This window comes from uncultured Roseobacter sp. (assembly GCF_947495275.1).
GTDB lineage: Bacteria > Pseudomonadota > Alphaproteobacteria > Rhodobacterales > Rhodobacteraceae > Roseobacter.
On the sequence record NZ_CANLYL010000001.1, the window covers coordinates 615,649 to 631,464 of the forward strand.

Below are 15,816 nucleotides of genomic sequence, written 5' to 3' on the forward strand. Positions count from 1 at the left end.
ACCTCAAGATCGTTCTGCGAGCATGACAGCGATGATCTCAGACATATATTTGGTTTGACGCCCCGGCGTCATGCCGCCGACTCCAACGCGCCGACCAAAGCGCCACCAGAGCCCCGGGCGCCACTTTCGCTCGACCGGTTCCTGCAAGCGAAGCAGGAAGCCATTGGATGGTTTGAAGGCAAACGCCCCGCGATCAATCGAGACGATGTTATCAACCTCGACGATGGTCAGCCCCCCGCTGTCGCGCAATTCTGTTTTCGTCAGTTCCAGCCGGTGAACAGTGGACCGGCGCATGGCATCCGCAATCATCAGGGACGATGCCCCAATGGCGATAAGAAAAAGCTGCCAGCCAAAGCTGGGGGGCGCGACGATAGCCACGTAAATCACCAGAACGCCCAGAAACGCCAAAAGACCTATGCCAAGGAACCGCCGACCATTTGACGCGGCAACAGTTGCCAAAATCTCGGTGTCGCTTGTCTCTTGCATGTGAAACGCCTCTATCTGGTGTCACACGCCTCCTATCCTGCACCGCCACCGGCTCACAAGAGCAAAGGTGTCTAACCTGCCAGTCACGGCTTGCGCGACAGGCCGGGCATCAGATTGCGCAAACTGCCCGGCCGATAGGATGGCATACTGGCCAATCGCAAGCGCACCGTGTCGTGCACATCAAGGGTGCGCATCGGTCCTTTGCGCCACTGCAACAGCCAGGGAGCCAGCCGATAGAGGCGACCCAGATCATCAATTTCATCGGTTTGAATGGTGGGGTCTACCGACACCATCGGAATTTCCACCCCGGGTTTGAGGGTCAGGCCCAGCCTTGCCGCCCCCTGCCATATCCATGCCAGCGTGATTTCACTCAAGGCACGGGTCGTTGCCGACCCTCCGACAATGCCGTGATCGCCCACAAACCAGACCTGCTGATAGGGCCTGTTGGCACTTTCATCCCCAAGGTTGAGTCCGGGTGCGCCGGGCTTGTTTTCAAGGTTATCCCAAAGGCTCGGTTCATAGAGGACACGGCGTTCGTCCAGTGCCACCGCATGGCGGGCGTTTTCCACCAGATGCGACAGGCTCGTATCATGAAATTTGTAGCGCGCGTTCCACCACTCTGCCACCTTGCCAAAAATACTGGCCGGGATGCCCAGAGCGCCAACCGTGTCCCAGACGCCCAAATAGGTGATCCGAACTAGGTAACTGTCATCTGCGCGGGCAATCACATCTGATTGGCTGGTCGCAAACCCGGGTGAGAGTTTCTGCCTCGCCTTCATGATATGGGCCGCATCGGGCCGATTGTTTACTCCGCGCCTGCGGTAGAGCCGAAAGGCGCGATACAGATTGATCCGGGTTGGGTTTTCGAGGATGCCGCATTTCCGGATCATGCCCGCCAACGACCGAGCCGTATAAGCCCCGCGCGAAAACCCGAAGATCATGATTTTGTCACCCGGCTGATAGGTCTGGCACAGCGCCAGATAAGCCGCCTTGATGTTTCGGTTCAGCCCCCAGCCGAAAAGACCCCCGCCAACCTTGCTCAGCCAACGCCCCAGGCGGCTCATCATGCCCGATCCGGTGCCAACACCCTCAAAATACATGACCTTTTGCTCAACTGTCTGTGCGCAGACATCAGACAGCCGTAAGACATGTGTCTGCCCGCCCGCGCTGGCGCTGTTCCATGTTCCGTCACAAAAAATCGCGATATATGCCATTTGCCTATCCCCTTTTGCGCCCTACACATGACAGAAGGATCATCGCAGGCGCTTAAACCTGCGCGCGCGCCCTTAACGAATAGAATGATCCTCGGAGCAGAAAAGGACCGGCTGCCATGACGCCCAAAATGATCGCTTATCTGGCATTGCTATTGGCCATTGCCTTTGCCGCATCACCCTTGCTGGTGTCTGACTTCAACGGGTTTGACGCCGATCAATTTCCCGTGCCTCAGGACAATCCCCCCATTCAACCGGCGGGATATGCCTTCGCCATTTGGGGCGTGATCTACCTGTGGCTCATCCTGGGCATGGCTTTTGGGGCAATAAAACGGGCAGAAGACCCGGACTGGCATGCCATGCGCGCACCGCTGTCGATCTCATTGGCCATTGGCACCATATGGCTCGCGGTCGCGACTCAAAGCCCGGTCTGGGCGTCGGTTCTCATCTGGGCCATGCTGATTTCGGCCTTGTTCGCACTGTTCCGTGCCCCGCGGCAAGATCAGCTATCGGCGGCCTTGCCCGTTGGGCTTTATGCCGGATGGCTGAGTGCCGCCAGCTCCGTCTCGCTGGGGTTGCTGGCGGCTGGCTATGGGTGGCTGACCGAACAACTTGCAGCGCTTATTTTCATCTTTCTGGCGCTCGTACTGGCCTCGGGTGTCCAGTCCACCCTCAAGCGCGCGCCGACCTACGGGATCGCCGCCATCTGGGCGCTGACCGCCATTGTCATCCAGAACCTTGCGGATGAACCCACCGTGGCCGCCCTTGCGGGTGGCGGCGCCGGCGCTTTGCTGATGCCGACGTTCAAAGCCATGCGGGGCTCCTAGTCCCGTCGGCGCCCGTCGGTGTGCTTGCGCAGTTTCGAGGGGGCCGCTTTTTTGCGCCCCTTGTAGGGGTTCGCCTCGTTCTGACCCCGCATCCACAGGCGGATCGGCGTGCCGGGCATGTCGAAATCAAGGCGCAATCCATTCACCAGATAGCGGCTGTAGCTTTCAGGCACCTTGTCGGGATGCGAACACATCACCACAAACCCCGGCGGTCGCGTCTTGGCCTGCGTCATATAGCGCAGCTTGATCCGCTTGCCTTGCGGTGCAGGGGGCGGATGCGCCTCGACCATGCCCGAAAGCCAGCGATTGAGATGGGATGTGGTGACGCGCCTGTTCCATACGTCATAGGCTTTCATGATTGCCTCGTGCAGCCGGTCCAACCCCCGGCCTGTCTTGGCAGAAACCGTGATGAGGGGCGCGCCGCGCAGTTGCGGCAGCAGACGCTCAAAGCTCTCCTTGAGCTCTTTCAGCTTGCCCTGCCGGTCTTCCTCGACATCCCACTTGTTGACCGCGATGATGACCGCGCGCCCTTCCCGCTCCGCCAGATCGGCAATGCGCAAATCCTGCTGTTCAAAGGGAATCGCCGCATCCAGAAGGACAACAACCACCTCGGCAAATTTCACCGCGCGCAGCCCGTCCCCGACCGAGAGTTTTTCCAGCTTTTCCTGCACCTTGGCTTTTTTGCGCATGCCCGCCGTATCAAAAATACGCATGGGCACACCAGACCAGTTGGTACGCAATGAGATCGCATCCCGCGTGATCCCGGCTTCCGGCCCGGTCAGCAAACGGTCTTCACCGAGAATTTGGTTGATGAGCGTGGATTTCCCCGCGTTCGGGCGTCCGACAACCGCCACCTGAAGGGGTTTTTTGTCGGTGGGCATGGGGATTTCCGCCTCCATGTCGCCATCGTCTTCGTCGAGCGTCACGTCGGTGTCGGGGGCGTCTTCTGCGGCGCGCTCTGCAAACTGATCAGCCAGAGGCATCAGATGGGTGTAAAGATCATTCAACCCTTCCCCATGCTCCGCCGACAGTCGGATGGGTTCCCCCAACCCCAATGAATAAGCCTCGATCACGCCTGCATCCGCAGCCGCCCCTTCGGATTTATTCGCAGCTAGAATGACATGTGCGGAACGCTTGCGCAGGATATCAGCGAAAACCAAATCCGAGGGCGTAATGCCAACCCGTGCATCCACCATGAAAAGGCAAATGTCCGCCATATCCACGGCCCGTTCGGTCAGGCGGCGCATCCGTCCCTGCAGGCTGTCGTCGGTCACCTCTTCGAGACCGGCCGTATCTATGACGGTGAAACGCAAATCAGCCAGCCGCGCAGCCCCTTCACGCAAATCGCGGGTTACGCCGGGTTGATCATCAACCAGCGCAAGCCGCTTGCCCACCAACCGGTTGAACAATGTTGATTTGCCCACATTCGGGCGCCCCACAATGGCGAGGGTGAAAGACATGTCAAAAGGCTCCAAAAGCCGGGATAAAGGCGCGCTTTACCCTACCTTTATGTCAACGGAAAGCGTGTAATTTGCCGCCCGTGGACACAACGTAGAGCACACCGCCCGCAACCACCGGCGCGGTTGTCGCCCCTTGCGCGATGTCGATCGAGCCCAGCAACGCACCGCTCACCGGGTCAAAACTGCGTAATGCGCCATCATTTGAAGCGACGTAGATGCGCCCGCCCGCCAGAATCGGCCCGTGATGCGCAATGATCTCGGCGCGACGTTTGGGTCGGTTCTTTACAAAGTTGGGCAGTTGGACACCCCAGATGCGCGCACCGCTCGACGCATCAAGCCGGACCAGTTCCCCCAGATCGTTGACCACGAAGACACTGTCACCTGCCGGCATCACCGGCCCAACGGCGCCCTCCGGCGCGGTCCAGATACGCCCGCCGCTTTCAAGATTGAGCGCCACGATTCGCCCTGACTGATTGCCGACGTAAACCGAATTGCCCGAAACGACTGGGGCACCGGTGACATCGCCAACAGCGCCCAGCGACCGGCCAAACCGCTGGCCAAGGGCAGAGGCATCCCACCGACGCAAACCCCCGCGCCGGAACACCGCCTGAACCTCTCCGGAACCAAAGCCGAAGATCGTCAGCCCATCTGCAACGGCGGGCGCAGGAGAGCCCAGAACATTGTGCCCATCCGGCGAGGCCGCCAGTTGCCATTCGATACGGCCATCCGATGCGCGCAATGCCCAACCGGTGTCGTCGCCCGAGGTCACATAGACGAGCTCGTCAAAAGCCGTGGGCGTGCTGACACCAACCCCATCAAGTCGCTGACGCCAGATTTCGGTCCCGGTCTTGGCATCCAGAGCGGCAATTGAACCATAGCCGAGCGAGGCAAATAATATGCCGTCCTTATAGGCCAGACCGCCCCCGGTCGCGGCTTCGGCACTATCGCGCAACGGTTTGAGGTCCGCTTTCCAGGCAATCGCGCCGGAGGTAGAGACAGCAGCGACCTGTGAGGCCGCATCCAGCGTGTAGATCAAACCGCCGCCCACAACCGGATCCGCCGTGATGCGCTGTCTGCGACTGTCGCCCGATCCGATGCCAACGCTCCAGATTTGCTGCGGGGATGCGCTCAGAGCGGCATGATTGACCCGAAATTGTGGCGTTCCGACCCCTTGGGTCCAGTTGGCATTGGCCTGCACGGGCGGCAGGGATATCGGGCGCGCCTCGTTTTCCGCTTCCTCCACGGCTATGGCCGCGTCTTCTTCCTGTACCACCGAGCGGATGCTTTCACGTTTGCCCGGCAGGATGACATCAGGCTCGGAGCACGCCGTGAGGAAAGTGGCGGCTGCCAGCAGGCAAAAGGTCATCCGCCCCCGCACAGATGAATTCGGAATTTGCATCATGCCTTAATCGCTCTGCCTGTCATACCGCTTGCCACCCGTCCTCATTACCTTGCCAGCAGATCAGTTTTCCACCGTGGGCAAATTTTCCAGATCAGGCGTGCCTCCCAAGGCTACAATCACCTGTAAGGCCCGCTGTTGCAAGTCCGAGGTCACGCCAGCGTCTTGCAGGATGCCCTGATAGCGCTCAAGGGCCGCGTCGGTTTTGCCTTCGGACACATCGATCAGCGCGATTTGCTCTGTCGCCAGCAGCCGCAGGGGAGAGCCTGCATTTGAGAGTGCCTCGAACTGCTGTCGGCGTGTATTCGCATCCAGTGTTCCGGCCTGCAACGTCAGCGCCTTGAAGCTCGCGATCTGGCGATAGATTTGCGGAACCTCGCCATCCACGGCGATGGCATTCAACTGCGCCACCGCAGTCGCGGCATCTTCGGCCTGCTCCGCCTCCGAAGCGGTCAACATGGCGACAACCGCCTTTGCCGCTGCATTTTGCGGGGCCAATTGTTCCAGCTCCTGTGCGCGCTCAGCCGATGTTCCCTGCGCCAATGCCGCCAGCATACCGTCGCCCAAAGCTTCGGCTTCTGCGCGGATGGAAGCCTTGCGGTATTCGTTCCACGCTGCACCCCCAACAATCAGGACAACCAAAAGAATCCCAATCCACCCATATCGCTTGAGCATGACAAACAAACGGTCGCGGCGGACCTCTTCGTTGACCTCATCGATAAAACTGTCTGTGTCGCTCATACGCACCCGCCGGATTGAATTCCCGCCCCTCTTAGCGCGGGTCGCGGGGCAAGCCAAGACCTCGCTTTGGGCGCGGTAGGACGGACCCGTTGACGGGCGATTGCACATAGCCTCAGAAAATTCTAATCTGAACTGGTCAGTTCAGTGTATTTATCGTATGGGTTCGGTGCCACACCGCGGGGTAAATGCCTTCGGGCGGGGCTCGGAAAGTTCAGTGTGAGGCAATCGATATGCGTTTTTTCTCCATCCTTGCTGCCGTTCTGGTTTCAGCAGTCTTGGCGCTGTTCATTCTGGATCGGCCACGGCTTTACGCCCTGATTGGTAAGGAATATTCGGAAACCACCGAAGAGATGACGGCGGCTGACACGGCAGTAACCGAGCAGGCGAGTGCATCATTGGTAAAGGTCGTGGTGCAGAAATCGGTGGCGCGTCAAATCGACACCGCGGTTTCCCTGCGCGGGGAGACCAAAGCGGCGCGCGAAGTCAACGTACGGGCCGAAACCTCCGCAGTGGTTGTTTCCGAACCGTTGCGCAAAGGCGCACGTGTGGAGACGGGTCAGGCGCTCTGCCGCCTTGACGAAAGCACACGTGGCACGGCGCTTGCACAGGCGCAGGCGCAGTTGGACGAAGCGCGCGCGCGCGTACCCGAATCCGCTGCGCGGCTGGATCAGGCCCTTGCGCAGCTGGAAGAGGCCCGGATCAATCAGAACGCCTCCGCAAAACTGAGCCAGGGTGGGTTCGCCTCCACAACCCGTCTGGCCAACTCGGATGCCGCAGTGGCCACGGCCGAAGCCGCCGTGGAGAGTGCGCGGGCCGGATTGCAGGCCACACAATCCGGCATCCAGAGCGCACAAGCCAATGTCGCAACAGCGCAAAAAGAGATTGAGCGGCTGGTGATCAAAGCGCCTTTCTCGGGGCTTCTGGAGAGCGATACGGCGGAATTGGGCACGTTGCTGCAACCCGGTGATCTCTGCGCGACCATTATCCAGCTCGACCCGATCAAGCTGGTGGCCTTCGTTCCGGAAACCGAGGTGGCGCGCGTCACCGAAGGGGCGCTGGCTTCCGCGCGGCTGGTGTCGGGCAGCGGTGCGATCAATGCCAGCGTTACCGAAAGCCGGGGCCAGGAAGTGCGCGGTCAGGTCACTTTCCTCTCCCGCTCGGCGGATGAGACCACCCGGACCTTCCGCGTGGAAATCGATATTTCCAATTCAGACAACTCGATCCGGGACGGCCAGACGGCAGAAATCCTGATCTCCGCAGAAGGTGCGACCGCGCATCTGCTGCCTCAATCGGCACTGACGCTGAATGACGAAGGCACCCTGGGCGTGCGGACCATCGATGCCAATGCTATCGTCGCGTTTCACCCGGTGACCCTGATGCGCGACACGCTTGAAGGCATTTGGGTGACAGGGCTGGCGGATAAGGCGGATGTCATCGTCCTGGGACAGGAATATGTCGTGGCCGGGGTGCAGGTCGCGCCGACATATAAGGAGCTCAGTCAATGACCGGCATCGTCGATTGGGCCGCAAGCCGCGCGCGGATGGTCCTTGCCTTCATACTGCTGTCGCTGGTGGTTGGCGGATACGCCTATACGACCCTGCCCAAGGAGGGTGAACCGGACATCGAAATCCCCGCACTTTTCGTGTCGGTCCCCTTCCCCGGCATTTCGGCCGCAGATAGCGAAACCCTGCTGGTCAAACCGATGGAAACCGAACTGGCCGACCTTGACGGGTTGAAAACCATGACCGGCACCGCGGCAGAAAACTATGCGGGTGTCGCGCTGGAATTCGAGTTTGGCTGGGACAAGACGAAAATCCTGGCCGACGTGCGCGATGCCATGGGCAAGGCTGAGGCTGATTTCCCGCAAGGTGCGGAACAGTATTCGATCACGGAAATCAACTTCTCTGAATTCCCCATCATCATCGTGAACCTGACAGGTCCGGTGCCCGAACGCACCATGATCCGGGTCGCAAAGGATTTGCAGGATGATCTGGAGGCTGTTGACGCCATTCTGGAAGCCGGGATCGCAGGCAGCCGGGATGAGATGCTCGAAGTGCTGATCGATCCGCTGAGGCTGGAGGCCTACAATGTCACCGCCAGCGATCTGATCAACACGGTCCGCAATAACAATCAGCTGATCGCTGCCGGGGAGGTCGATACCGCGCAAGGCACTTTCGCGGTAAAAATCCCCTCTTCTTTTGATGATGCCCGCGATGTATACAACCTGCCGGTCAAAACCAATGGCGACCGCGTAGTGACCCTCGGTGATCTTGCGCAGATCAACCCGACCTTCGAGGACCGTGCTGGCACCGCGCGTTTCAACGGGGAAAAATCGCTGGCCCTTCAGGTGGTCAAGCGCAAGGGCTTCAACCTCATCGACACCGCCGAGATCGTGAAGAACATGGTCGATGACAAACGCGCCGACTGGCCGGAAGGGTTACGTGCTGCCGTCGAAATGGGCACGTCCAACGACCAGTCGCGGATCGTGAATGCGATGGTGCAGCAGCTTCTGGGCTCGGTGTTCACGGCCGTGGCCCTGGTGATGATCGTCGTCCTCGCAGCCCTGGGCATCCGCGCGGCGCTGCTGGTGGGCTTTGCCATCCCCACATCCTTTTTGCTCTGCTTCGCTTTCCTCGCCATGATGGGGATTTCCATTTCGAACATCGTGATGTTCGGGCTGATCCTCGCGGTGGGCATGCTGGTGGATGGGGCCATCGTGGTGGTGGAATACGCAGACAAGCGCCAGCAGGAAGGCGTCGGCCCGATGCAGGCCTATGTGGATGCGGCCAAACGCATGTTCTGGCCCATCATCTCCTCCACCGCGACGACGCTCTGCGCGTTTCTGCCGATGCTCTTCTGGCCTGGCGTGCCGGGCGAATTCATGGGCATGCTGCCCGTTACGTTGATTTTTGTTCTCTCCGCGTCTCTCGTTGTCGCCCTGATCTACCTGCCCGTTATGGGCGGGGTCACGGGCCGACTGGAGCGTTGGATGTCCGACTATATGACGGCAATTGCGGCGCTGCGCTGGTATCTGCACCTCGCGCTCTTCCCGATCGCCGCGATCATGATGGCCACCTCCGGCCTCATGGGGCCGATCTTTGGCCTGATTGGCGCCCGTTTTGCGGTAATGAACAGCCTGCAAATCCTGTCATCGGTCATCCCGACGCTCTTGGTTGTTTTCCTGCTGATCCTCGCCGCGGCGGCCTGTCTCTTTGTTGCGCTGGGGGGATTCCTGCTGCTGCTGGTATCAATGTTTGCCGTGCTGACCCGTATGGGCCACTATGGGCGCAAGATCGCCAGCCGCTTGTTCCGCGCCGAACCAACCGGGATCAACGCAGGCTATCAGCGCTCTTTCTTTGGATACTTCATTCAGGGCATTGCCGGCAATCCGGTTATGCCCCTGGTCATGGCAGGCATCGTTTTCGTCTTTGTCGGCTCCGTCCTGATGTTCTTTACGAACAACAACAACGGCGTGGAGTTCTTCGTGGAATCCGAACCCGAACAGGGGATCGTCTATGTTCTCGCCCGCGGAAACCTCTCTCTGGAAGAGAAAGACAGCCTTGTGCGCAAGGCCGAAGACATCGTGCTGGCGCATCCGGGCATCAGCAATGCGTTCTCCTTCGCCGGAGAGGGCGGATTGAACACCGATACCTCTGGCGGCGCGCGCCCCAAGGATCTGATCGGACAGGTGCAGTTTGAAACGATCCCCTGGGAGGAGCGCGCCGGTCGCCCCGATCTGGATGGCAACATCGTCATCGCCGAACTGACGGAGCAGCTCTCAACGCTGCCGGGCATCAAGACCGAGGTGCTGGAAGTGGCCGATGGTCCCGCCTCGGGCAAACCTGTGCATCTGCGCCTGAAGGCAGATGACTTTGAAACGCTGATCGAAGCCGCCGCAATCGCACGAACCCAGTTCGAGCGCACCCCCGGGCTAACCCTGATCGAAGACACCCGCCCCCTGCCCGGTATCGATTGGCAAATCGACGTCGATGTGGAGAAGGCCGGGCGCTATGGCGCGGATGTGGCCACGGTGGGGGCCATGGTGCAGCTCGTCACACGTGGTCTGATGCTGGACACCATGCGAGTGGACAGCTCGGATGAGGAAATCGAGATCCGCGTGCGTTTGCCGGAAGAGGACCGGGTGTTGTCCACTCTGGACACGCTCAAGGTCCGCACCGCAGATGGCCTCGTGCCGCTGGCGAATTTCATTACCCGCACGCCGGTGCCGAAACTGGCGGAGATCAACCGCATCGACCAGAAACGCTATTTCGACGTCAAGGCGGATGTCGCGCCCGGCATGATGAAGATCGTGGAAACGCGCCGGGTCAACGGTGTGGAGGTGGATGAAACACTGGCCGTGCTACGCCCGGCAGGCGCCGACGCCGATCTCACAGCACCCGACCAGACCGCCTATAAGATCACCGACCGGATCGCCCCTGCGGACCGCGATCTGCAAACGGGTGTCAGCGCAGGTGATCTGCGGCTGGTGCCGATCAACCCCAACGAGCGTATCGGAGTTCTGACCGAATGGCTGGAAACCCGCCCGTTGCCCGACCGCGTGGCACATGAATGGACCGGTGATCAGGAAGACCAGGAAGAAAGCGGTGCTTTCCTGCAATCGGCCTTTAGCGCAGCGCTGGGACTGATGTTCATCATCCTGCTGGCCCAGTTCAACAGCTTTTACAACGCGGTACTGGTGCTGCTGGCGGTGGTGCTGTCCACCACCGGCGTGTTGATCGGCATGCTGGTGATGGACCAGACCTTTTCCATCATCATGACCGGAACCGGGATCGTGGCGCTCGCGGGCATTGTGGTGAACAACAACATCATCCTGATCGACACCTATCAGGAATACAGCCAGTACATGCCCCGCATCGAGGCGATCATTCGCACTGCACAGGCGCGTATTCGCCCGGTGCTGCTGACCACAATCACCACGATGGCCGGGCTCGCCCCGATGATGTTCGGGCTCAGCCTGAACTTTGCCGAAGGCGGCTACACCATCGGCAGCCCGACGGCTTTGTGGTGGAAACAACTGGCTACGGCGGTGGTCTGGGGGTTGGGCATTGCCACGGTGCTCACCCTGATTGTCACCCCGTCAATGCTGGCGATCCGCATCTGGGCCACAACTTACGTGCGCTGGATTGCCCGGCTGCTGGCGAAAATGTCCATGGGCACCGCCTCGCGGGCCGCAAAGGACTGGGCGCTGCAAAAAGATGCGGCCCGGTTGGGTGCGGGTGAGATCATCTGGGAGGAGGCCTTCCCGGGCGATCCCTCTGCTTCGACGCAAAGCGGTACACTGAAAGCCGCCGAGTAACATAAGGACACAGCGTTGTGATCTGACGTGGCGTGCCAATTTGATATTGATGTCCCTACATTCCAGGACAGGAGCGCAGAATGATACGGTCCCTTACCACCGGCCTTGCGATGAGCATCGCCCTTTTGACAACATCAGCACTGGCAGACGACATGATCAAGATCACCAGCCCGCACTCTGTTTCAGAGACAATTGACCGGTTGGAGCAAGCCGTAACCGGTGCCGGTGCCACTGTTTTTGCCCGCATTGATCATGCGGCAGGTGCCGCCAAAGTTGACGCCGAATTGCGCCCGACACAGGTTCTGATTTTCGGCAATCCAAAGATCGGCACCCCCGCCATGCAGGCGGCCCAGACGGCCGGTCTTGATCTGCCGCTGCGGGTTTTGGCTTATGAGAACGAGGCCGGAGAGACCGTCGTCGCCTATCACGCCCCCGCCGCGATGGCCGATGCCCATGGGATCGACACAACAGCGCCCTTCATCCAGAAGATGGCAGGCGCCTTGAACAAGCTGACAGCCAAGGCAAGCGCGGCGGAATAGATCAGGTTTTCTCCGAATTCAGCGATGGGCGACGTAACGGTCGCCCATTTTTTGTGGCCCCGCCACAGGTGTCACCGCCCAATGGCCCTTTGCCTGATCCAGACGTACTGAAAAACAGGTCGCAAACATCTGGAACGACGGCGCATTTTGGGCCGCGCGAGGTCGCGACCCGCTTCAGACCGCATCATCCGCCTGTTGACGATACCAGAGCTGCGAATAGCGCCCGTCCTTGGCCAGCAGGCTTTCATGGGTGCCCTGCTCAACCACCTTACCCGCTTCCAGCACAACGATCCGGTCGGCCTCCGCGATGGTCGAAAGACGGTGCGCGATGGTCAGCACCGTGCGCCCGCGCCCGGCCTGCATGAGCGCCTCCTTGATGTCCTGCTCGGTCTCGGAATCCAATGCGGAGGTGGCTTCGTCAAGTAACAGGATCGGCGGGTCTTTCAGAAGCGTGCGGGCGATCCCGACGCGTTGCTTTTCACCTCCCGAGAGCTTCAGCCCGCGCTCGCCCACAGTTGTGTCATAGCCATCGGGCAGCCGCACAATGAAGTCGTGAATTTGCGCGGCCTTGGCGGCTGTTTCGATTTCTTCCTGCGTCGCCCCCTCGCGGCCGTAGCCGATGTTGTATCGAATGGTGTCGTTGAAGAGCACGGTATCCTGCGGCACCACGCCTATGGCCGCGTGCAGACTGTCTTGGGTGACATGCCGCACGTCCTGCCCATCAATCCGGAGCGCGCCGCCGCCGACGTCATAAAACCGAAACAGCAAGCGCCCGATGGTCGATTTTCCCGAACCGGTTGAACCCACAATCGCCACCATCTCTCCGGGTTCCGCCGTGATGGACACCCCCTTCAGAATGGCGCGCTCCGCATCGTAACCAAAGCGCACGTTGTCGAGTTCGACCCGTCCCCCCTCAACATTCAGCGCAGTGGCGTCCGGGGCGTCGGTCACCTCGGCCGGTTGTTCCAGCAGATCGAACATCTCCCCCATATCCACCAGCGCCTGGCGGATTTCACGATAGACCGTGCCAAGGAAATTCAGCGGAATGGTGATCTGGATCATATAGGCATTGACCATGACGAAATCGCCAACCGTCAAGGTGCCGTTCTGCACGCCGATCGCCGCCATGACCATCACTGCGACCAGCCCGCTCGTGATCAGCATCGACTGGCCGAAGTTCAGAAATGCGAGACTGTAGTTGGTCTTGATCGCCGCCGCTTCGTATTTCTCCATAGATGCGTCATAGCGCCGGGCTTCACGCGCTTCCGCGCCGAAATATTTGACCGTTTCAAAATTCAGCAGACTGTCGATGGCTTTCTGATTGGCATCAGTATCCTGATCGTTCATTTCCCGCCGCAGCTTGACCCGCCATTCGGTCACCGCAAAGGTGAACCAGACATAAAGCCCGATGGTGACGGCCACGACCAGCAGGTAGGTGATGTCGAAAACCACCGCAAGGATGATCCCCACCAGCAGCAATTCCAGCATCAGGGGCCCGATGGAAAAAAGCAAAAACCGCAACAGGAAGTCGACGCCCTTTACGCCGCGCTCGATGATCCGGCTGAGCCCGCCCGTCTTGCGGGTGATGTGATAGCGCATGCTGAGCCGGTGGATATGCTCAAAGGTCTCCAGCGCCAGCATTCGCAGCGCCCGCTGGCCGACACGCGCAAAAACCGCGTCGCGCAATTGCTGAAATCCAACCGTCATCAACCGCGCGACACCGTAAGCAATGGTCAGACCCACGGCACCCAGCGCCAGCATCGGCACGCCGTCCTGCGCCAGCGCGTCGACGGCGCCCTTGTAGAAGAAGGGTGTGGCGACCGAGATCAGTTTTGAAATCAGGAGCAGGGCCATGGCCATGACCACCCGCCGCTTCACCCATTCGGGGTCTTTGGGCCAGAGGTAGGGGGCGACTTTGCGGATGGTGCGCAGGCCTGACTGCCTGTCGTGCAATCCGGTGTCTTTTGCGTCCGCGTCCCGGGCGTCATCAGGCGCGACTGAGGTATCGGCTGGCATCCAAGGTCCTGCTTGCTGTGAGACTTGCTACGTAAGGCACAGGCCCGCCCTTTGCCAGACTCCGGGGCAAAATAAATCTCCGGCGAAATGCGGAAACTGAATTGCACCACGGCCCGTCTGATCGGAAATGACCGGCCGGGTTACTCGCCCGGCAGATCGAATATCTGGCCCGGGTAGATCAGGTCCGGGTCACGGATCGCGTCGCGGTTCGCCTCAAAGACCCGCACATAAAGCAAACCCTCGCCGTAGCGGTCACGTGCAATGGCCCAAAGTGTGTCGCCAGTCTGCACTGTCACGGCGGTGACGGGGCCGGTCTGGCCCTCGGTTGCGGCTGCGAGCACCGCAGGGGCTTCGCGTTTGAACGGTGTCTCAACCCGGCTGGTGACGTCACCTTCCGCGTTCAGCTCATCGACCCGCAATGTATAAATGCCAGCGTCGACCCCGGATATTGCCCCTCGCCAGGTGCCATCTTCGGCCACGGGAAACGCCGCGACATTCTGATTGTCGAGATAGACGCGCACCTCCACCGAGCCCGCAACCGCACGGCCGGAAAGCTGAACATCGCCGGTTTCAGAGTACCCTATCGTATCGAGTGCGATGTTGGTTTTGGGAGCCTCGGCAGGCTGCAACAATTCCACCCCTTCCGGCGTCGACTTCAGGACCGCGACGGTTTGCGAAGGCTCGGCGGGGGCGCCTGACTCGGCGGGCCGCGTTGGCTCCGGGGTCGCAACCTGCGGTGCTGCCACTTCTGCGGTTTCAGTTTCCGCCGCCGGCACGGGCGCGGTCTCGGGCTCCTGCACAGGGGGGGCATCAGCTTCAGCCACATCAGTTTGCGGAGGCTTCAATTCGGCGTTTTGCGCAAGCGTTTCGGAGGCAGGTGCCTCCGGCTCCGCGGCGGTACCCTCGCTCGGCGTCGCAATTTCCTCCGCGCGCGCTGCGTCTTCCGTGCTTGGTTCCGCAACTTCGGGTGCCTCAGCGACGGTTTCGGGTACGACCTCGGTTAACTCCCGAGGCGCTTCGGCAACCTCAACTTCGTCGGTCGCTGGCGCTTCGGGTGAGGTCTGCGCCACCGATGGCACTGCCACGTCGGTCTCTTCAGCGACCACAGCATCGTTCGACGCGGGCGCGTCTTGTTGAGCGTCTTCCGCCTCGGCTACCGCCACGGGCTTCGGCAGCGGTGCCAGAATGATCTCATCGACGGAGGCAACAGAAACATCCTGCCCGTCGGCCCGCAGGGTCAACACCTGTGCTACGTCGCTTGCCGGAATGAACCCCACTGCGGCAAAGGCTCCACGCGCATCGGCAACAGCGGTCGCCACCTCAACACCATCCACCAGAACCGAGACCTTCGCTCCCGGTGCCGCACGCCCGGCGATGACCGTGAGCCCGTCCTCTTCCAGACGCACCTCATCCACGCTGGGAACGATGGGCTCCGGCGTATCCGCCACAATCTCTTCTTCAGCCGGTTCGGCCGCTTCCGCCTCCTCGGCAAGATCGTTTTCATCGGGGACTTCGGGTTCTGATACCTCTTCGGCAGGCGCTTCTTCCTGCGGTGTCTCGGCGGCTTTCTCGGGCTCTGCTGGCGGGGTTTCGGCAACCGGCTGATCGGGTGCGTCAGAAGCAACGATAGCGGCCAGTTCCTCCGGGCTTGGCGGCCCCTGATCGCGCAATCCGAAATAGGCGCCAGCGGCGATCACCGCCGCAATCACCAATCCAGCCGTGACAAGCCCCGTACCGCCGGATTTGCTGGCAGCGTCATCTTCGCGCATAACCGTCTCTTCTTCTCGTTTAGACACCCGTCGCGAGCAGACGGACAGGCG

At 60.6% G+C, this 15,816-nt stretch carries 11 protein-coding genes; 4 read left to right on the forward strand and 7 right to left on the reverse strand.

Annotated elements, in window-relative coordinates:
• Nucleotides 1-3 precede the first annotated feature (3 nt).
• Nucleotides 4-486 (reverse strand): hypothetical protein, encoded by a 483-nt coding sequence (locus Q0802_RS03000; protein ID WP_298913298.1) that lies wholly within the window; start codon nucleotides 484-486, stop codon nucleotides 4-6.
• An 83-nt stretch (nucleotides 487-569) separates the two neighbouring features.
• Nucleotides 570-1,700 (reverse strand): DUF2235 domain-containing protein, encoded by a 1,131-nt coding sequence (locus Q0802_RS03005; RefSeq protein ID WP_298913300.1) that lies wholly within the window; start codon nucleotides 1,698-1,700, stop codon nucleotides 570-572.
• Between the two features lie 116 nt (nucleotides 1,701-1,816).
• On the opposite strand from Q0802_RS03005, the gene Q0802_RS03010 reads away from it, so the two are divergent.
• On the forward strand, nucleotides 1,817-2,524 hold the full coding sequence (locus Q0802_RS03010) for a tryptophan-rich sensory protein (protein WP_298913302.1): 708 nt from the start codon (nucleotides 1,817-1,819) through the stop codon (nucleotides 2,522-2,524).
• Here Q0802_RS03010 and der read toward each other — a convergent pair.
• The 3 genes from der to Q0802_RS03025 are packed head-to-tail and all read right to left on the reverse strand — an operon-like array spanning nucleotide 2,521 to nucleotide 6,124.
• Entirely contained in the window at nucleotides 2,521-3,984 is a 1,464-nt protein-coding gene (der, locus tag Q0802_RS03015; protein ID WP_298913303.1) for a ribosome biogenesis GTPase Der, read from the reverse strand. The genes Q0802_RS03010 and der overlap by 4 nt on opposite strands.
• A 52-nt stretch (nucleotides 3,985-4,036) precedes the next feature.
• Entirely contained in the window at nucleotides 4,037-5,386 is a 1,350-nt protein-coding gene (locus Q0802_RS03020) for a PQQ-like beta-propeller repeat protein (protein ID WP_298913306.1), read from the reverse strand.
• A 60-nt stretch (nucleotides 5,387-5,446) separates the two neighbouring features.
• On the reverse strand, nucleotides 5,447-6,124 hold the full coding sequence (locus tag Q0802_RS03025) for a hypothetical protein (RefSeq protein ID WP_298913309.1): 678 nt from the start codon (nucleotides 6,122-6,124) through the stop codon (nucleotides 5,447-5,449).
• 230 nt (nucleotides 6,125-6,354) lie between these two features.
• Here Q0802_RS03025 and Q0802_RS03030 point away from each other — a divergent pair, with 230 nt between their 5' ends.
• The 3 genes from Q0802_RS03030 (at nucleotide 6,355) to Q0802_RS03040 (ending at nucleotide 11,980) form a co-directional block, all read left to right on the forward strand.
• Nucleotides 6,355-7,629: an efflux RND transporter periplasmic adaptor subunit gene (locus Q0802_RS03030; protein WP_298913312.1), complete on the forward strand. Its 1,275-nt coding sequence runs from the start codon at nucleotides 6,355-6,357 to the stop codon at nucleotides 7,627-7,629.
• The gene (locus Q0802_RS03035) at nucleotides 7,626-11,441 is read left to right on the forward strand and encodes an efflux RND transporter permease subunit (protein ID WP_298913315.1); all 3,816 of its coding nucleotides are present in this window, start codon (nucleotides 7,626-7,628) and stop codon (nucleotides 11,439-11,441) included. The genes Q0802_RS03030 and Q0802_RS03035 overlap by 4 nt, the downstream gene beginning before the upstream one ends.
• A gap of 80 nt (nucleotides 11,442-11,521) precedes the next feature.
• Nucleotides 11,522-11,980 (forward strand): DUF302 domain-containing protein, encoded by a 459-nt coding sequence (locus Q0802_RS03040; protein ID WP_298913318.1) that lies wholly within the window; start codon nucleotides 11,522-11,524, stop codon nucleotides 11,978-11,980.
• 174 nt (nucleotides 11,981-12,154) lie between these two features.
• Here Q0802_RS03040 and Q0802_RS03045 read toward each other — a convergent pair whose 3' ends face one another.
• Nucleotides 12,155-13,996, reverse strand: coding sequence for an ABC transporter ATP-binding protein/permease (locus tag Q0802_RS03045; protein WP_298913320.1), 1,842 nt, complete (start codon nucleotides 13,994-13,996; stop codon nucleotides 12,155-12,157).
• Between the two features lie 140 nt (nucleotides 13,997-14,136).
• Entirely contained in the window at nucleotides 14,137-15,765 is a 1,629-nt protein-coding gene (locus Q0802_RS03050; protein ID WP_298913321.1) for a LysM peptidoglycan-binding domain-containing protein, read from the reverse strand.
• Between the last annotated feature and the right edge of the window lie 51 nt (nucleotides 15,766-15,816).